This window comes from Aurantimicrobium photophilum (assembly GCF_003194085.1).
GTDB lineage: Bacteria > Actinomycetota > Actinomycetes > Actinomycetales > Microbacteriaceae > Aurantimicrobium > Aurantimicrobium photophilum.
On sequence record NZ_CP023994.1, the window covers coordinates 1,474,259 to 1,492,032 of the forward strand.

The 17,774-nt window shown below is 56.4% G+C and carries 17 protein-coding genes and 1 pseudogene; 5 read left to right on the top strand and 13 right to left on the bottom strand.

The window, feature by feature from the left end:
- Window positions 1–33 precede the first annotated feature (33 nt).
- Both AURMO_RS07405 and AURMO_RS07410 read left to right on the top strand, forming a co-directional pair.
- Window positions 34–1,281 carry a cytochrome P450 gene (locus tag AURMO_RS07405; protein WP_110234549.1) on the top strand — a complete coding sequence of 416 codons (1,248 nt, stop codon included), beginning with the start codon at window positions 34–36 and terminating at the stop codon, window positions 1,279–1,281.
- A 122-nt stretch (window positions 1,282–1,403) separates the two neighbouring features.
- A complete protein-coding gene (locus tag AURMO_RS07410) occupies window positions 1,404–2,132 on the top strand; it encodes a type 1 glutamine amidotransferase (RefSeq protein WP_110234552.1) in 729 nt (242 codons plus the stop codon).
- Here the strand turns inward: AURMO_RS07410 and AURMO_RS07415 are convergent.
- Window positions 2,125–2,832, bottom strand: a complete 708-nt coding sequence (locus AURMO_RS07415) for a type 1 glutamine amidotransferase (RefSeq protein ID WP_110234554.1) — start codon at window positions 2,830–2,832, stop codon at window positions 2,125–2,127. The genes AURMO_RS07410 and AURMO_RS07415 overlap by 8 nt on opposite strands.
- Before the next feature lie 137 nt (window positions 2,833–2,969).
- On the opposite strand from AURMO_RS07415, the gene AURMO_RS07420 reads away from it, so the two are divergent.
- Entirely contained in the window at window positions 2,970–4,322 is a 1,353-nt protein-coding gene (locus AURMO_RS07420; protein ID WP_110234557.1) for a glutamine synthetase family protein, read from the top strand.
- Window positions 4,323–4,707: 385 nt separating this feature from the next.
- A complete protein-coding gene (locus tag AURMO_RS07425; protein WP_110234559.1) occupies window positions 4,708–5,160 on the top strand; it encodes a GNAT family N-acetyltransferase in 453 nt (150 codons plus the stop codon).
- 64 nt (window positions 5,161–5,224) lie between these two features.
- Here the strand turns inward: AURMO_RS07425 and ddaH are convergent, their stop codons facing one another.
- The 10 genes and pseudogenes from ddaH to sucC all read right to left on the bottom strand — a co-directional run bounded on the left by ddaH (window position 5,225) and on the right by sucC (window position 13,519).
- Complete coding sequence (ddaH, locus tag AURMO_RS07430; RefSeq protein WP_110234561.1) at window positions 5,225–6,424, bottom strand: dimethylargininase; 1,200 nt, start codon at window positions 6,422–6,424, stop codon at window positions 5,225–5,227.
- Window positions 6,425–6,435: 11 nt separating this feature from the next.
- Window positions 6,436–7,761, bottom strand: a complete 1,326-nt coding sequence (gene purH, locus AURMO_RS07435) for a bifunctional phosphoribosylaminoimidazolecarboxamide formyltransferase/IMP cyclohydrolase (RefSeq protein WP_420807767.1) — start codon at window positions 7,759–7,761, stop codon at window positions 6,436–6,438.
- Between the two features lie 86 nt (window positions 7,762–7,847).
- Window positions 7,848–8,033 (bottom strand): annotated as a pseudogene (locus AURMO_RS09105) (hypothetical protein); the annotation flags it as partial.
- 190 nt (window positions 8,034–8,223) lie between these two features.
- On the bottom strand, window positions 8,224–8,613 hold the full coding sequence (gene purN, locus AURMO_RS07440) for a phosphoribosylglycinamide formyltransferase (RefSeq protein ID WP_110234563.1): 390 nt from the start codon (window positions 8,611–8,613) through the stop codon (window positions 8,224–8,226).
- Between the two features lie 9 nt (window positions 8,614–8,622).
- Window positions 8,623–8,880, bottom strand: coding sequence for a cell division protein PerM (locus AURMO_RS09065; RefSeq protein ID WP_162532705.1), 258 nt, complete (start codon window positions 8,878–8,880; stop codon window positions 8,623–8,625).
- Window positions 8,877–9,896 (bottom strand): cell division protein PerM, encoded by a 1,020-nt coding sequence (locus tag AURMO_RS07450; protein ID WP_110234565.1) that lies wholly within the window; start codon window positions 9,894–9,896, stop codon window positions 8,877–8,879. Before AURMO_RS07450 ends, AURMO_RS09065 begins: the two co-directional genes overlap by 4 nt.
- A gap of 9 nt (window positions 9,897–9,905) precedes the next feature.
- A complete protein-coding gene (locus AURMO_RS09020) occupies window positions 9,906–10,178 on the bottom strand; it encodes a hypothetical protein (protein ID WP_110234566.1) in 273 nt (90 codons plus the stop codon).
- 20 nt (window positions 10,179–10,198) lie between these two features.
- Entirely contained in the window at window positions 10,199–11,302 is a 1,104-nt protein-coding gene (locus AURMO_RS07460; protein WP_110234567.1) for a hypothetical protein, read from the bottom strand.
- Between the two features lie 138 nt (window positions 11,303–11,440).
- Window positions 11,441–12,328 (bottom strand): succinate--CoA ligase subunit alpha, encoded by an 888-nt coding sequence (sucD, locus tag AURMO_RS07465; protein WP_110234568.1) that lies wholly within the window; start codon window positions 12,326–12,328, stop codon window positions 11,441–11,443.
- 27 nt (window positions 12,329–12,355) lie between these two features.
- Window positions 12,356–13,519 carry an ADP-forming succinate--CoA ligase subunit beta gene (sucC, locus tag AURMO_RS07470; protein WP_110234569.1) on the bottom strand — a complete coding sequence of 388 codons (1,164 nt, stop codon included), beginning with the start codon at window positions 13,517–13,519 and terminating at the stop codon, window positions 12,356–12,358.
- Window positions 13,520–13,705: 186 nt separating this feature from the next.
- Between sucC and AURMO_RS07475 the strand changes: the two genes are divergently transcribed.
- A complete protein-coding gene (locus AURMO_RS07475; RefSeq protein WP_110234570.1) occupies window positions 13,706–14,428 on the top strand; it encodes a VIT1/CCC1 transporter family protein in 723 nt (240 codons plus the stop codon).
- Here the strand turns inward: AURMO_RS07475 and AURMO_RS07480 are convergent.
- Window positions 14,425–16,752 (bottom strand): ATP-dependent helicase, encoded by a 2,328-nt coding sequence (locus tag AURMO_RS07480; RefSeq protein ID WP_110234571.1) that lies wholly within the window; start codon window positions 16,750–16,752, stop codon window positions 14,425–14,427. The genes AURMO_RS07475 and AURMO_RS07480 overlap by 4 nt on opposite strands.
- 12 nt (window positions 16,753–16,764) lie before the next feature.
- Window positions 16,765–17,763: a glycerophosphodiester phosphodiesterase family protein gene (locus AURMO_RS07485; RefSeq protein ID WP_110234572.1), complete on the bottom strand. Its 999-nt coding sequence runs from the start codon at window positions 17,761–17,763 to the stop codon at window positions 16,765–16,767.
- Between the last annotated feature and the right edge of the window lie 11 nt (window positions 17,764–17,774).

Sequence of the window (17,774 nt, forward strand, 5' to 3'; positions counted from 1 at the left end):
TCGTATCCGAACAATCTCAACGAGGAGACTTCGATGAAGCCATCGTCGCCCTACAACTTGGCCGATCTGGACCTGTTCAAGAACGGTGCCCCTTGGGCGGCGTTTGAAGAAATCCGCACCAACACCCCCGCTCACTTCAGCGACGAAGGTGAAGACGGCAGCGGTTTCTGGTCTGCCACTCGTTACCACGACATCGTGAAGGTCCTCCGCGACTCCGAGACATTCACCAGCGAACGCTTCACCAACCTCGAAGAAGTTACCCCCGAGCAAGAAGAAGCACGCCGTTCACTTCTCGAGACCGACGGTGCTCGTCACCGCGCCATGCGTCGACTGATTCAGTTCGAATTCACTCCTGCTGCTGTTGCCCGCTACGAGAACTTCCTCCGCGGTCTCACCGCCAGCACCCTCGACAATGCATTCGCCAAGGGCGAGTTCGACTTCGTCGAAGACGTTGCCGCTGACTTCCCCATTCGCGTGCTCGCCAAGATCTTGGATGTGCCCGACTCCGACACCGGTCAGCTCATTGACTGGGGTAACCGCATGGTGGGCTTCTCCGACCCTGAGCACGCTGACGTTCTCATCAATTCAGAAGAGAGCGAGCAATACAAGAACCTGCCCTTCCGCTCACCTGCTGCACTCGAGGTGTTCGAATACGGTGACGAACTTCGTCGCCAGCGTCTAGGAAAGAACGGAACCGACCTGGTTTCTGTTCTAGTCAACTCAGAGCCTTCGGATGGCATCCCACTGTCAGACCGTGACTTCCACACCAACTTCCTGCTCTTGGTTGTGGCTGGTAACGAGACCACTCGTCACACCATCACTCACACCATGAACAACCTCATCAACAACCCTGACCAGCTTGCTCTCCTCCAGGAGAACCCAGAGCTGATCCCCTGGGCTGTTGAAGAGTTCCTCCGCTATGCCAGCCCCGTCTACCACTTCCGTCGCACCGCGACCAAGGACGTGGACTTCAACGGATCGATGATCAAGAAGGGCGAGAAGATGGTCGCCTGGTTTGCCTCCGGCAACCGCGACGAGTCCGTCTTCGAGAACCCTAACAAGATGGATGTCACTCGTAACCCCAACGAGCACGTGACCTTCGGTCGCGGTGGCCCCCACATGTGCTTGGGTAACTCCCTGGCTCGCATCGAGCTGCGCGTCATGTTCGAAGACCTCATCAGTCGCGTCGACAAGGTTGAGCGCACCGGTGAAGTTGACTTCCTGCGTTCGAACTTCGTGCACGGCATCAAGCGCATGCCCGTCAAGGTCACCACGCGCTAGGACTTCACACAACGAGGGACGTCTCACCCTCGTGTGGCCTCCTGCAGAACGGCTCCCGCTAACTGGGAGCCGTTCTGCATTCTCCTCACATAACCACTCCACGCTGACTTAGGCTGATATCCATGACTGCTCCCCGTGTACTTGTCATCGTTCATGACGTCGATGACAACCTCAATGAATTTGCCGTACCGCTGGCGGAAGCAGGTCTGTTTCTGGACACTTGGGATGCTGCCAAAGACTTTGACTCTCGTCCGGCACTCGATGAGTTGGCACAGTACTCCGGAATCATTTCGCTCGGCGCCCACAATGGCATCCTGGATGAAGCCACAACTGAATGGATGCCCTACGAGCGCAAGATTGTGGAATACGCGCTCGAATCCGAAACTCCATTCTTTGGACTGTGCTTCGGCTCTCAACTTCTTGCTTCGGTAGCTGGAGCATCGTTCAAGCCCTCACCTGTGCCCGAGTTGGGCTGGACCGAAGTTGTGATGAAACCTGAAGCGAAACAAGATCCTGTATTCGCTTCTATAAGTGGCGGCCTGAAAGGTTTTCACTTCCACTACGACAGCTATGAGCTTCCAGAGTCAGCCACTCTGCTGGGTGAGACCAACGGCATCATCGAGGCATACCGAGTGGGCAACGCAGCGTGGGCTACTCAGTTCCACTTAGAAGTGGGCCTGAACCAGCAGCTCGCCTGGTTGACCACCTACCGAAAGTACTTCGAGAAGGAAGGCATCGACGTGGCGGAGCAAATGCGCCTGAGCCACGAGAACTTCCTCGAGTACCGTCGCCAGGCACACGAAACTGCCACAGCTTTTGCTGAGCAGGTGAAGGCGTTCGCCTCTAAATAAGTCCGGCGACGTCTTTCAAGTAAGCGTCAACGAGAGCATAGGTGCGCTTCTCGGCTGCTGAATCTTCAGCAACGGTCTGGGCCTGCAGGATGACGGGATCGAGGCCTGCCTCGATCACCTTCTTATCGCCGCCCCAGTCCAGCCATCCCTTGAGACCTGGTGACTCCAGCTCAGGGTGGAATTGAACAGCCAGGGTCTTGTTGATGATGAAAGCCTGAGGTGCTGCTGGGTTGCGTGCAATCTCCACCGCACCAGGAGGAACAGTGAAGCGGTCATAGTGGAACTGGAACCAGGGACCGTTCGAGACGAGCTCGGGGCGGTCACTCCAGATGTTGGTCCAACCAATTTCGAACTGTGGTGCAGGGCCCACGGTTCCACCCATGGCGCGGGCAATGAGTTGACCACCAAAGCAAATGCCCAGCACTGGCTTGCCTGACGAGACGGCGTTCTTGACCAGTTCCAGCTCAGGCTCGAGCCAATTGCCAATGCAGGCGTTATCCCATGCACCCCAGGGAGCACCCAAGGGCACGATGAGATCGAAGTCATCAAAGTGGGGAAACTCCACGGTGATGTTGGGGGTGGAGAAGAGATCTTCGGGAACAACAAGGAACTCAGTGATTTCAAAGCCGTGGTGCTCAAGCCGACGACCCACAGGTCCAGTGGGACTGACGTGGTCGTGCTGGATAACGAGGGCTTTCACAGTGAGCTCCTTGGATACAGAATGAGTACACATAACAATATGTGCCAATTATTTTGAAGTTCTCTAGCGAATCGGTACTATTCGTTAGTACCCTAACGATAGCGTTATGACACCAAACTTGCCACAAAGGAGTTGCAATGGTTAACGATCTGACCAAACTTCGAGATGACCTCGGAGAGCGCGGGATTGATGTATTGCGCGTCATGTTCTCGGATGTTCTCGGTATTCCTCGTTCAAAGGACATCTTGGTCAGTCAGCTCGACAAGGCTTGCCACAACGGCCCCGCGTTCAGCCAGGGCGTGTGGACCACCACCACCGGTGGCGAATTCCACGAAGCAAACGGCATTGCCAACGACGGTCTGCAGGACTTCATAACCCAGATTGTGCCCGGCACCATCTCCCCCCTGGCATGGGAACCCGGTGTTGCTTATGTCATTGGTGACGCCTTCAACCCGGACGGTAAGCCAAACCTGATGTCTCCTCGTTCGGTGCTGCAAAAGGTGATCGAGAGCTACCACGCTCTCGGTCTGCACCCCGTCGTTGGCCCAGAGCTCGAGTTCTACATTGCCAACAAGGATGAAGAAGGCAACTTCACCCGTTCGCTGTCTCAAACCGGCCGCGTCTATATGACCGGAACTCTGGTTGACCCCGACGGCGACTTCCTGCACCTCATGCGCATGCTCGATAACCTCAACATCGGTGCCTTTGCCGGTAACCACGAGTTCAGCCCAGCGCAGTACGAAGTTAACCTCTGGCACAGCGAAGCGCTCGATGCTGCTGACCGCACTTTCTTCTTCAAGACTGCCGTCAAGGACATCATTGCCAAGCGCGGCAAGCACGCGTCCTTCTTGGGTAAACCGTGGAGCGATGAAGGTGGCTCTGGTTTCCACCTGCACTTCTCTGTCACTGATGCCGACGGCATCAACAAGATGCACGACGGCCGCGGTCATCTCTCCCCTGCAGCCAAGATGCTCATTGCCGGTATTACCAAGCACGCCAACGCACTGACCGCCTTCACCAACCCCACCGTGAACGCGTTCAAGCGTCTGGGCCCTGACACTCTCGCCCCCTACCGTTCCAACTGGGGCTATGACAACCGTTCCTGCATGGTTCGCGTTCCACCTGAGCGCGGCCAGGGAACTCGTCTCGAGATTCGCGTGGGCGACGGCGCAGCCAACCCCTACCTCGTCATCGCAGCAATCCTGGCCGCAGGCCTGGATGGCATCGTGAACGAGCTGGAATGTCCACCCGACGCCGTGGGCATGGCCTACGACAACGAAGGTGCCGAGATCCTTCCTGAGACCTTTAGCGAGGCACTCGATGCGCTCGAAAAAGACGACGCACTGCGCACGCAGATGTCACAGGAACTCATCAACGTGTTCATGGTGCTCAAGCGTGACGAAATTGCTCGTTACGAAGCTTCGGTTGACGACCCCAACACCCGCGAAGTTACTGAGTGGGAAATCACCGAGTACGCAGCGTCCTACTAATTCCTCCGCCCTCCCAGCAGAGGGCGTCGGGTTAACGCAAGAACGGGTCCCAGAGGGACCCGTTCTTTGTGTGAAACCTAGTTACAGGTACAGCGGTCAGCCTGAGCTACGCCCTGAAGCGCTTCCTCAATGTGCTCGCCACAACCGGTCCAGGTGGTCTTGCCGCATGAACCGCACTTGGCTGGACTACACATAATTACCTCCGTGTTAGCGATGACCCTTCGGTCAATCTGTATACCCCCTAGGGTATCGCAAAAAAATTCTCAAAGCGAGTTCTGAAACTGAGATTATCCTGAATATTCCCCTGTTCGCACTCAGGAGTTGTTAACGTGAGCTTTACACGCAGATACTCCCCTTTAACGAGTGAGAGGAATAATCTAGAACTATGGGGACCTACAGATTAGAAGAACTCTCAGCCACAACTATTGTCGCGGCGAACTCTTTGACCCTCAAGCCTGGTCAAGAACAGTTCGTTGCCCCGACTTCTTATGCTCTCGCGGAGTCCTACTTCAACCCCTCGACTGAGTGGCCCCGAGTAGTCCTCGACGGAGACAACGTTGTGGGCTTCATCCGAGGTCACTTTGATCCTGAGAGCGATCAGCATGAATTCAAGTCATGCATTTGGCGCATCGTTGTAGCCGCGGATGCTCAAGGTAAGGGTGTTGGTCGTTTTGCCATTGAAGCACTCGCCCAGGAAGCTAAATCTCGCGGCTATACAACACTCACCGTTTTGTGGGAAGCAGGGGACAATGGCCCCGGTGACTTCTTCCACCGCATTGGGTTCACCGATATTGGAACAACACGCTATGGCGAAATTATCGGAGAAATGACGCTCTAACAGAACTGAATTTAACTGCAGAAGGGGACCTAGTTTTCTAGGTCCCCTTCTTGTAGGTCTTCTCTTAGCGCAGGCGCACCGAGAGGCAGGTCACGCAGCCTTCGAGCTTTTCAAACTCAGAGATGTCCACGGTGATCACGCGGTAACCAAGTTCACGGAACAGCTCTGCGGACTTCGGAGCAGATGAGGACATCAGCACGGTGTCTGGAGCAAGCACCACGACAGCGGTTCCGTGCGCCTCGGGCACGGGAAGGAAGCGGTCGAAGATACCCTGGTCGTCCACCAGTGGTGGGTAACCAATGACGGTGCCATCAGGCAATGCAGTCACAGCAGTCTTGAGGTGAAGTGCCTTGGTCACAGGAACAGCCACAACGGTATATCCCTGCTTTGCGGCGATGGCGCGAAGCTGGCGAATGCCTTCACCGTTGGTGCGACCACCACGGCCGACATACACGGTTTTGCCCACCTTGAGTACGTCGCCACCATCGAGAGCACCGGGGCTCACGATGCGGTCGATCTCGACATCGAGGTCGCGCAGCGTCGCCTCGGTGGCTTCGATTTCAGGCTTGCGGCTGTCTGCGCCGGGGTTAGAGATCACAGCAAGCTTGCCCAGCATCACAACAGTGTCTTCAATAAAGACGCTGTCTGCGAGGTCATCGCGGGGCTCTACCTCGATGGTCATCCAACCAGCAGCGTTGAGGGCTGCCACATAGGCATCCCACTGCTGGTCAGCCAGTTCCAGATCAACCTTCTTGCGCTTGATGTGAGTCACCAGACCATCAGCAAGAGTCGAAGCGGGTGCACGAACCAGTGCCACCTTGGTGGGTGCAGTTGTAGCACCGCGGGCAATGACCCAGCGCCAGATAGCTGTTCCGGCGGTGACAGTGGACACCGTACCGGCAACAACGAAGATGAGGTTCACGCCGAGGAGAGATGCGAAGACACCTGCAAACACATCAGCGGAGAAGCCCGCACCCTGCGATGCAGCTTGGATAAACATGTTCACAACCGCAGCAATGACGGAGGAAACCAGACCGACAACCCACGAGTAACGACGCTTAGCCAAGAAGCCGAAAGCACCCTTGAGGAAGACCAGGATAAAGAAGATCACACTCGCGCCGATGAAGAACGAGCCAGCCTGCCAGAGGATGGCTTCTTCAAAGTTGTTACCAATGAAAAAGGCCAGGCCGGTGACGTTCTGGGTGATGATGGTGACCGCGAGGGCAGACAGGGCTGCAGCAATCAAACGACGGGGTGTGAACATTTATTTATCCTTTAGTGGAAGAAGTGGCGTTCGCCGGTGAAATACATGGTGACTCCAGCCTTCTGAGCAGCAGCGATGACTTCTTCATCACGCACTGACCCACCAGGCTGAACAACTGCCTTGATACCGGCAGCTAGGAGAACTTCGAGACCGTCTGCGAAGGGGAAGAACGCATCGGACGCAGCAACGGAGCCCGCAGCGCGGTCTCCCGCACGGTTGACTGCGAGGTGGCAGGAGTCAACACGGTTGACCTGGCCCATTCCCACACCCACCGACGCACCGTTGTGAGCAAGCAGGATGGCGTTGGACTTCACCGAACGGCACGCCTTCCATGCGAACTCGAGATCAACCAGAGTTTCCTCATCAGCAGGCGCACCTGAAACAAGCTGCCAATCGCTCAGAAGCGCACCGAGCTTGGAGGTGCCATCAAAGAGGTCGGCATCCTGAACGAGGAAACCGCCGGAGATCTGGCGGATCTCTTGAGGCTCGCGGCCGAAGTTTTCAGGAAGCTGCAACAGACGCAGGTTCTTCTTAGTTCTCAGCAGGGTAAGAGCATCCGGCTCGAAACCAGGAGCAACGAGTACCTCGGTGAAGACTTCACTGACCTGCTCCGCCATCTTGAGTGTGACGGGGCGGTTAGCCGCGATCACACCACCAAAAGCAGAAACGGGGTCGCATTCGTGGGCAAGACGGTGAGCAGATGCAATCTGGTCCACTGCCTTGTCGCGGCCCACGGCAATACCGCAGGGGTTCGCGTGCTTGATGATCGCCACTGCAGGATTGATGAAGTCATAAGCTGCGCGAACAGCAGCGTCAGCATCAACGAAGTTGTTGTAGGACATTTCCTTGCCACCCAAGAGAGTGGACTGGGCAATGCCATGTCCACCCTGCTCAAGATAGAGCGCAGCTTCCTGGTGGGAGTTCTCGCCGTATCGCAGGATAGAGCCGCGCTGCGCGGAAACAGCATAGGTCTGAGGGAACTTCTCGTCACGAACAAACCAGGACGACACAGCTGCGTCATATGCCGCAGTGTGCGCGAATGCCTCAGCGGCCAGTGAGCGGCGCTGTTCTAGAGAAGTACCACCCTGGGCAACGGCTTCCATAATCTCCCCATAGCGAGCAGGGGAAACCACGATGGCCACATTGGGGTGGTTCTTTGCCGAGGCACGAACCATGGCAGGGCCACCGATATCGATCTGTTCGATGACGTCTGCGTCCGCTGCTCCGGAAGCCACAGTTTCGCGGAAGGGGTAAAGGTTGACCACAACGAGGTCAAACGCCTGAATGCCGAGCTCTTCAAGCTGGTCAGCGTGGGCCTGAAGTCGAAGGTCAGCCAAGATACTGCGTGCACGGATGGGTGCAGAGTCTTCACGCGGCCATCAAGAGACTCGGGGAAGCCAGTTACTTCACTGACATCCTTGACTGCGTGACCTGCGTCACGAATGGTCTGCGCAGTGGAGCCGGTGGAGACCAGCTCAACACCGGCAGCACTGAGTGCGCCGGCGAGGTCCAGCAGACCGGTCTTGTCGTGACAGAGATCAGGGCGCGACGAATGGGAACAACGTCGCGGTGGTTGTAGAGGCTGGGGTCGTGTGAGGGGCCGGCTCATGACGTGCTAAATCCTGAAGGTTGAGTGGGCGTGGGCGATATTGCGAACGGTGTGAACAATGAGTTCACGCTCGACAATCCTGATGCGCTCGTGCAGCGTCTCTTCGGTGTCATCAGCATTGATGGCCACTCACTTGCTCGATGACAGGACAGTGTCGACGCCGTCCGACGATATGAAACTGTTGCACCAGTCACTGTTGCCGGCCGTCTGAAGGCGTACGCACCGCGTGAGCGCCGGGGTAGAGGGGCAACAATGCGGGGTGCATGTTGATGAGTTGGCGAGAACGCACCGACACGTTTGGCAGGAAGAATGCGCATGAAACCAGCACACACACCAAGTCTGGAGAGTAGGAAGAAACCTCAGCAATGAGGGCTTCTCCCCAGCTGACGCGGTTGGCGTAGTCGGCCGGTGAAACCACGAATGTGGGAACACCAAACTCACGCGCATGGGCCAAACCAGATGCCTCGTTATCGGCACCGACAGCCACAATCTGTGCTGGGAATGACTCATCACTCGTTGCCTCGAGCAAGGCACGAAGATTAGAGCCCGATCCAGAGATCAGGACGACGAGTTTCAGCACCCCTCAAGCCTACCGGCTAGAACTGGGGCTGTTTTCGGGAGTTTTAGCCGGTGTGGAAGCAGCAGGCTTTGAGGGAGAACGCGACCCGGCATACAAACCCAGTGTTGCCGCAATGAGGAACTCGACTGCTGCCACGCCTCCGGTGCGCAGTGCGTTAGGTCCCACGTCAACGAGACGACCTGGGCCTGCGGCACCGCCGCTTGCCCACGCCATAAAGCCAATCAAAGCGCCACCAACAAGAGCAATACCGAACACCGTAAAGATCAACCAGCGCAGGGCGGTGCTCCACCAAGGCCTCGAACCAGCGAGGGGCGAACAAAGAAGGCCGCGAAGAATCCGGCAGCAATAGGAACGGTGAGTCCCACAAAACCAAAAGCCAGATCAGCAGTGGGCATAGCGCCCAGAATCGGAAGCGCTGGAACCAGACCCAGCTCGGTGCCGACAGGAGAAACGGAAGATCCAGTACCTAAAGCAAAGCCGGTGCCCACAAACCAGGACGCCACCCACATCACGAAGTTCGGCATGAACATCAGTTGTGCAGCGGTAAGGATCAGGCTTCCGCCTCCACCTCCCTGCAGGCCTTCATAGAGCCCCAAGATGGTGGAGAAGTTTGCAATCAGCAAGACCGAGAGCACGACAGCGGAAATGCCCACCACGATGGCAGCAGAAGCGATGCCGCCACGAAGTGACGATGTCAGAACCGCGCGAACCTGGAGTGGCAAGCCAAAAGCCCAGTCGGTGACGCGCTGCTGCAAACGCTCCGCACGACCACCCGAGTGACCAATCTCACCACGAGCACCAATGAACAAACCGGCACCAAAGATGGCGGTGGGGAATGACAGTGCCATCCACATTGTGGGCATGGCGTTGGCGTTTATCGAAGAAAGCGCAATGAGTACCGTCAGGCCACCGAAGGTGCTGATTGCGGCAACAGGGCCCACAAAACGTGCACCAGATTCCAACGACTTACGACCCAGTCGAACACCCAAGAGGATGGTCAAGACTGAGAAGAACAAGGGCGCAATGGAGATGAGGAAAGGCTTTTCAGCACCCGCCAAACCCACATTCGCAGCCAGCACAGGATCCAAGGTGACCGTGAGGTCAACACCGTGACCGACTAACCAAATGTCAGCAGCAGCGCGATAAAACACGTCCCAGCCGATGCCGCTGTCCAACTGGACAGCCCACATCAAACTCAGTGGAATGAGGGTAATACCCAAGCCAATGCCCACTGCCAGGAGAGACTCCAGGGCAGCAAGCAGTGCAATCAGGGTGCGGTTCACCCCTTGATGCTATGACTTTTTAGTGGTTGGCTTCTTCGCGACAGGCTTAGTTGAGCCAGTTGCGCTCTTCTTCGCAGCGGGCTTCTTGGCTGCAGATGCAGCAGGGGCCTTCTTGGCAGGGGCCTTCTTCACTGAAGCAGTCTTTGCAACTGGAGCAGCAGCTGCGACAGTCGCGGCAACCTTGGGTGCTGCTGCCGTGACGACAGGGCGCTGCAGGACTTCATAGGCGAAGAGCAGGACCAGACCTGTAAGTGTCCAGCCAAAGACATCAGCGGCAGTCAAAGGAATGATTGAACTGAGAATCAGCGCAATGCCACCAATGATGACACGCGGGCCACAATGCGGTACTTGTGCATCACAACGCTCGAGTTAGCAAAGATCTTGTTTTCGGGGTCAACCGTTTTTCGCAGTGAATTGATCTGCTTGTTCGAGAATGCGCGGAACTTCTCTGCACTTTCGCTGACGCCAAATGCCCAGCCGGTAATAATGGCAAAGACTGAAGCAACAGCTAGTGCGAGTACAACATTGAGCACAAAGGCAACGAGAGCGTCATAGACCGCGCCCACAATAGGAGAGTAGTTGGGGTCAATCACCGTGGTTGCAACAATGCGGCCACTGGTGAAGAGGAACGCCATCAGCGCCATCAGACCAAGCATGACGCTACCGGTGGCTGCAAGTGCGCGTGGGCGGCGGCGAGCAGCCGCAATTCCCACGACGAACAGTGCTGCAACTACCCAAGGAAGCCAGGTTCCTACGCCCACACCAACTTGGTAGAGAACGCGAGCTAATGCCAGCTCGGGAACCTTGCCGATGGTGATGTCGGTGTTGACCTCAGGGATAGCCGAGGCAAAACCAACGCCCTGCTTGACCAGTTCCTTTTTGATTTCCACGATGATGGGCTTGAGCGGAAGTGTCAGGGTGCCATCGTTGGAGAGCTTGATGACAGAATCTGGACTGTCAGAAAGCAGCGCAACGGTCTGCTCCTGGGTCAGGGTGAGGGTCTTGTCCCAGGCATCAGCGAATGCCTGCGACTTCACAACATTAGAAACCAGGGTCTGCACGAGTCCCTCAACGCCGCTCGCTGCAGGAGCAGCCAGCATGCCGAGAGCCTTCTTGGCAGCATCGGGAAGATCCAGGGCATTGCCCAAACCTTCAAAGAGGGAAGTGGTGACTTCCTTGATGTCGACCTGCTTGTCAATGATGGTGGTGACCTCAGTAATGATGGTCTCCTGAACAGCAGGGTTCTTGGCTAGTGGGGACAGCGTGGAAACAAAGCGCTGAGTATTGGTAACTTCGCTGGTTGCCCAGTGAGTCACGATGGCAGCGGGGGTGAGCGCAATAGCCAGAATCAAGGCGATAGCGGACAGCCAGGAGCGACCAGCGCTCTTCTTCACAGCAGTAGACATGTTTGTTTCAATCCTCAAAGGTTAGACAGTTGTTCTAGTCTGCCAGTTCGGCCAAGATTTCGTCACGGTTGGGGACAGGTGTGGTTAAACGAACTCGGCGCTCCCCCGAAAGGAAGCGCCGAGTAAAAGCAGCCTGGATTAGAGACTTGCCATGATTTCGCGCATCAGGCGAGCAGCCTCGGAAGGAGTCTTTCCAACCTTGACGCCGGCAGCCTCGAGGGCTTCCTTCTTGGCCTGTGCAGTTCCAGTAGAACCAGAGACGATGGCACCAGCGTGACCCATGGTCTTACCCTCGGGAGCAGTGAAGCCAGCAACATAGCCAACAACGGGCTTGGTTACGTTCGCCTTGATGAAGTCTGCAGCGCGCTCTTCAGCGTCACCACCGATTTCACCGATCATGACGATGGCCTTGGTCTCGGGGTCAGCCTCGAATGCAGCGAGCGCATCGATGTGAGTGGTGCCGATGATGGGGTCTCCACCAATACCAATAGCGGTCGAGAAGCCAAGGTCGCGCAGCTCGAACATCATCTGGTAGGTCAGGGTTCCAGACTTGGAAACCAGACCGATGGGGCCCTTACCGGTGATGTTCGCAGGAGTGATACCGACGAGTGCCTCACCTGGGGTGATGATGCCAGGGCAGTTGGGACCAATGATGCGGGTCTTGCCACCCTTGTCCTTGGCGTATGCCCAGAACTCAGCAGAGTCCTGAACGGGGATGCCCTCGGTGATGACGACGAGCAGAGGAATCTCTGCGTCGATAGCTTCGATAACTGCGTCCTTGGAGAATGCAGGAGGAACGAAGGCGATCGAGACGTCAGCACCGGTTGCAGCCATTGCCTCAGCAACGGTTGCAAAGACGGGGAGCTCAACATCACCGTGAGTAACGGTGGTGCCAGCCTTGCGTGCGTTGACGCCACCAACAACCTGGGTTCCTGCAGCGAGCATACGAGCGGTGTGCTTGGAGCCCTCACCACCGGTGATGCCCTGCACGATGACCTTGGAGTCTTTGTTCAGAAAGATTGACATTTCTTATCCTTGAGTTTTCGTGAGGGCTTAGCGGGCAGCGAGTTCAGCGGCCTTGTCGGCGCCGTCATCCATGCTGTCTGCGAGGGTTACGAGTGGGTGGTTAGCCTCGGCGAGGATACGGCGACCCTCGTCGACGTTGTTGCCATCAAGGCGAACAACGAGAGGCTTGTTAGCAGCGGAACCGAGGGTTGCCAGTGCCTGGACAATACCGTTCGCCACAGCGTCACATGCGGTGATACCACCGAAGACGTTGACGAAAACGCTTCTGACCTGTGCGTCACCGAGGATGACGTCGAGACCAGCAGCCATCACTTCAGCAGAAGCTCCACCACCGATGTCGAGGAAGTTAGCAGGCTTGACGCCACCGTGGTTTTCACCAGCGTAAGCAACAACGTCGAGGGTGCTCATGACCAGACCTGCACCGTTACCAATGATGCCAACCTCACCGTCCAGCTTGACGTAGTTGAGGTCTGCAGCCTTTGCCTTAGCCTCGAGAGGGTCAGCAGCTGCCTTGTCTTCGAGTGCTGCGTGGTTCTCGTGACGGAACTCAGCGTTCTCATCGAGCGAGACCTTGCCGTCGAGGGCGATGATGTCGCCTTCTTCGGTAAGAACCAGAGGGTTAACTTCAACGAGGGTGGCGTCTTCGCCGGTGTAGACCTCGTAGAGCTTGACGAAGACAGGAGCAACCTTGTCTACGAGCTCTGCAGGGAACTTCGCTGCGACAGCAATCTTCTTGGCTTCTGCCAGGTCGATGCCCTTGATGGGGTTGACCTCAATGCGAGCAAGAGCTTCGGGACGCTCAACGGCGAGCTGCTCGATCTCCATGCCACCTTCGTAGGAGGTCAGCGAAAGGTAGGAGCGGTTTGCACGGTCAAGAAGTACTGAGAAGTAGAACTCTTCAGCGATGCGAGCACCAGCGGCAACCATGACGCGCTTGACGACGTGGCCCTTGATGTCGAGACCAAGAATGGCCTTCGCTGCTTCTTCTGCTTCCTCAGGGGTCTTAGCGACCTTGACGCCGCCAGCCTTACCACGGCCGCCAACCTTAACCTGAGCCTTGACGACGACAACGCCGCCCAGCTTTTCTGCTGCAGCACGAGCTTCAGCAGGGGTGTCTGCGATGATGCCAGCGAGCACGGGAACACCGTAGCTCTCGAATAGGTCCCTGGCTTGGTATTCGTAAAGATCCACGTGATTTCCTAATCCGCGTTGAGCGATAAAGAGGGGAAGTAAATAAATCTGATGAGTTAAAAGTAACTTGATATCAAGATAAATTGACCATTCAGACTTTACCGGTTTTTTCCGCGGATTACACCCTCTATATAGGTATGCCTCTCCTAACTGGCAGCAACTAGACAGAGCTGACAGAGTAGAGCTATGCCTGAATCAGTCCACGCACAAGGTTTTGAACCCCACGACGCCGCTTCCAACAGCAAGCTGAACTGGCTTCGTGCCGGTGTTCTTGGCGCCAATGACGGCATTGTCTCGATTGCGGCCCTGATGGTCGGTGTTGCGGCCGCAACAACAGACCCTGCAGCTCTGCTACTGACTGGTGTTGCCGGTCTATCCGCTGGAGCCATCTCGATGGCACTGGGTGAATATGTTTCTGTTTCCAGCCAGCGTGACTCAGAGAAGGCCTGGATCAATAAGGAACGTCGCGAACTCGAAGAATTCCCTGAGGAAGAACTCGAAGAACTCGTTGCTCTCTACGAAGCCCAGGGGCTCAAGCCTGCAACAGCACGTCAGGTTGCGGTGGAAATGACCGAGGTGGACGCCCTCAAAACCCACCTCGACATTGAACTTGGCATTAATCAGGAAGAACTGACCAACCCGCTTCATGCAGCAATCTCGTCAGCGATTGCGTTCTTCGCCGGTGCAATCTTGCCTCTATTAGCGGTGCTACTGGTTCCCGGAGACGCAAAGATTCCCGCAACCGTTGCGGCATCGCTGATTGCCCTGGCCCTCACCGGTGGTGTTGGTGCCTACATCGGTGGAGCACCTGTCCCCCGCGCGATCCTGCGCGTCACCATTGGTGGCGCAGCAGCACTGGCTGTGACCTACTTCATTGGTTCACTGCTGGGCAGCGGAACAGCTATCTAGAGTTTCTCAATCGGAGCGATCTTGATCAGGAGTTTCTTCGCTCCTGCTGAGTCAAACTTCACGTGGGCAACGCGCTTGGCGCCTTCGCCCGTCACCTGATTCACGGTTCCCTCACCAAAGTCGGCGTGAGAAATACGATCACCGGCAACCAGCTCCAGGTCGCCGTTGTCACGAATCTTGTTCGTGACACGGTTAGCCCATTCTGTTTTGGGTTTCGGTGACGCCTCGAGAGAGTTCCATCCGCCCTCGGTGGAACCCCAACCGCCGAGTTCACTCGAGCCGAAGCCACCGTCATAGCGAGAGCCACGTGCGTTGAGCGCGCGGGACTGATATCCATCCCGACCATTGACCGAACCAGGTGACTGGCGCCATTCAATGAGTTCCGAAGGAATCTCCTGAAGATAGCGCGAAGGCATCGCCACGTTTGTTTGACCAAACTGAGCACGACTCATGGCAAGAGAGAGGAACAGGCGCTTGCGTGCACGGGTAATGCCCACATAAAACAAGCGTCGTTCTTCGGCTGGGCCACCGGGTTCGCCGGCAGACATGCGGTGAGGAAGAAGTTCTTCCTCCACGCCCGTAATAAACACGGCGTTGTATTCCAGGCCCTTCGCGGTGTGGAGGGTCATCAGAGAAACTGTTCCACTTGCGTCATCGAGTTCGTCAGCAGCTGCAACGAGAGAGACCTCGGTCAGGAAGTCGATGAGCGTGCCACCGGGGTTGTTCTTATCGAACTCCTTGGTCACTGCCAAAAGTTCTTCCACGTTCTCAGCACGAGCTTCGTCTTGAGGATCGCGGGTAGCGCGGAGCAGATCCACATACCCGGTCTCTTCCAAGATGCGGGTGAGCACATCAGCAACAGGGCCCGACTCCGCCAATGCTGTGGCCTCGTCAATGAGGCCTGACAGCTTGGCGATCGCCCCGGATACCTTGGGACCCAGTCCTAACGAGTCAGCAGAGCGCAGCGCTTCGCGCAGCGTTATCTGGTTAGTGTCGGCATAATTCTGCAAGCCGGTCTCGGTGGCAGGTCCAATACCGCGCTTAGGAACATTGAGAATTCTGCGCACTGCCAACGAATCTGCAGGGTTGGCAATGGTGACGAGGTATCCCAGGATGTCTTTGATTTCAGCGCGCTCATAGAACTTCGTGCCACCCAAGATTCGATACGGCACGGCGGAGCGAATGAAGATTTCTTCCAAGGCACGGGTCTGTGAGTTGGTGCGATAGAACACGGCCATCTCGTTGTAACCCACGCCGGCAGAATGCAGGGTGCTGATCTCGTCGACCACGAACTGGGCTTCATCGTGTGCGGAGTACCCGGTGAACCCCACAATGAGGTCACCGTCTCCCACATCACTCCAGAGCTTCTTGTCCTTACGGTCAAAGTTGTTGGAGATCACCGCGTTAGCAGCAGAAAGAATTGTCTGGGTGGAGCGGTAGTTCTGCTCCAGCATCACCACGTGAGCACCTTTGAAGTCGCGCTCGAACTCGGCAATGTTACGCATGTCTGCGCCGCGGAAGGCGTAGATGGACTGGTCGGAGTCACCGACCACGGTTAGTGATCCGCCGGGCATGCCGTCAGCGGTTTCCCTGGTGAGTTCATGGATGAGCGCATACTGAGCGTGGTTCGTGTCCTGGTACTCATCGACCAAGACATGACGGAACTGCTTACGGTAGTGGTCTGCGACGTGCGGGAAAGCACGGAATAAGAACACGGTCTGAGCAATGAGGTCGTCAAAGTCGAATGCGTTGGCAGCCTGGAGTGCACGGGTGTACCCGCGGAACACCTCAAGGAACTTCACCTCAGTAGGGTCATTGAGGTTTGCATTGCGGGAATAGCTGTCCACGTCCGAGAGTTCGTTCTTCAGTCGGGAAATCTTGCCGGCAACTCCAGAGACTGACAGCCCATAAGTGTCGGCTTCGTATTCCTTAATCAGGCGCTTGATCAGAGTGCGAGAGTCATGCGAGTCATAGATAGTGAACGCTTTGGTGAAACCAAAGTTCTCTGCCTCACGGCGGAGAATGCGCACGCAGGATGAGTGGAAGGTGGAGATCCACATACCCTCAGTGGCAATGCCCAGCATCTTCTCTGCGCGTTCGCGCATTTCAGCTGCAGCTTTGTTGGTGAAGGTGATGGCCAAAATCTGGCTGGGCCAAGCTTCTCTATTACGAATGAGAGAAGCAATGCGGCGGGTGAGCACGCTCGTTTTACCCGAGCCAGCACCAGCAACAATGAGCAATGCCGGACCCCGGTATTGCACAGCTTCAAGCTGTTGGGGGTTCAGGCCATCCAGTAAAGGATCGGCGGAAGAAAGCTCACTCATAGCCCGTCAAGTCTACGGGCGAGTACGGACAGCCAAGTCGGGGTGGTCGGCAAAGGCGCCGTCTATACCCAACTCCCACAGCTTCTCGTAAAACTTCTGCCACTGGCCATGCTCAAGCGGGTCAGCAGAAGTTCGAAATGTCTCAGGCAGAAACTCGTTCTCTGGTCGCAGCGTCCAGATAAAGATCTTGAGCCCCAGCTGATGTGCCTGCTCGACAATGGCCCGGCCGTGGCTGAGCTCCAAGGCACTGCCATCAAAGAGCAGGGAAGAGGCTAAAGCCAGGCCATCAAGCCGACCGGAAAAGGCTTCTAAGCCAGGACCAGAAAGTTCATCCGCATTACTAATGGGGGGAACACCTTCAGAGACCGCCCACACCAGTTCATCGAAAGCCACATGCTCGCGGTCCATGATGTAGAAATGCTGGGCACCAATCTGCAACTCGCGCAGGCGCACAATGATGCTCTTCTCAAAGCTCTCCATGATCAAACGGAAGTCATCTGTGCGCCAGCCAGCCAGGAACAAATCCTGCGTCAACGCAGCTTCGAAGCTCAAACCCAAACCGGCAAAGTAGGTGGGGTGCTTGATCTCCACCACCAGGGTGAAATCAGGCCCTGCTTGGTCTGCGATCTCGAGCAAATCAATAAACCGCAAGATGGGGTACTGCCCATCTTGTTTCGCGTTGCCGGGACGTAGCTCCGGCAAACGTTCCTTACATAACAATGTAGAGAGTTCTGCCCAGGTGAAGTCTTCGGTGAACCAGCCGGTGAGTTCTTCACCGTCGACCACCTTGGTGGTCAGACGGTCAGAGAACTCTGGCCGGCTTGCCACATCAGTAGTTCCGGAAATCTCGTTCTCATGGCGAATAACGAGAACGCCATCTTTGGAGAACACCAAGTCAGGTTCAATGGCGTTCGCCCCTTGACTGATGGCCGTGAGATAAGCAGGACGAGTATGTTCTGGGTGATAGCCGCTGGCCCCACGATGGGCAATTACCAGGGGGCGGGCTGTCATATTTTCAGCCT

Excerpts from the sequence above, each read along its gene's own strand:
- sucD (WP_110234568.1), bottom strand. The coding sequence starts at position 12,328 with ATGTCAATCTTTCTGAACAAAGACTCCAAGGTCATCGTGCAGGGCATC.
- AURMO_RS07410 (WP_110234552.1), top strand. The coding sequence starts at position 1,404 with ATGACTGCTCCCCGTGTACTTGTCATCGTTCATGACGTCGATGACAAC.
- AURMO_RS07485 (WP_110234572.1), bottom strand. The coding sequence starts at position 17,763 with ATGACAGCCCGCCCCCTGGTAATTGCCCATCGTGGGGCCAGCGGCTAT.
- AURMO_RS07475 (WP_110234570.1), top strand. The coding sequence starts at position 13,706 with ATGCCTGAATCAGTCCACGCACAAGGTTTTGAACCCCACGACGCCGCT.
- AURMO_RS07460 (WP_110234567.1), bottom strand. The coding sequence starts at position 11,302 with ATGTCTACTGCTGTGAAGAAGAGCGCTGGTCGCTCCTGGCTGTCCGCT.
- ddaH (WP_110234561.1), bottom strand. The coding sequence starts at position 6,424 with ATGTTCACACCCCGTCGTTTGATTGCTGCAGCCCTGTCTGCCCTCGCG.
- AURMO_RS07420 (WP_110234557.1), top strand. The coding sequence starts at position 2,970 with ATGGTTAACGATCTGACCAAACTTCGAGATGACCTCGGAGAGCGCGGG.
- AURMO_RS07425 (WP_110234559.1), top strand. The coding sequence starts at position 4,708 with ATGGGGACCTACAGATTAGAAGAACTCTCAGCCACAACTATTGTCGCG.
- AURMO_RS07405 (WP_110234549.1), top strand. The coding sequence starts at position 34 with ATGAAGCCATCGTCGCCCTACAACTTGGCCGATCTGGACCTGTTCAAG.
- AURMO_RS07480 (WP_110234571.1), bottom strand. The coding sequence starts at position 16,752 with ATGAGTGAGCTTTCTTCCGCCGATCCTTTACTGGATGGCCTGAACCCC.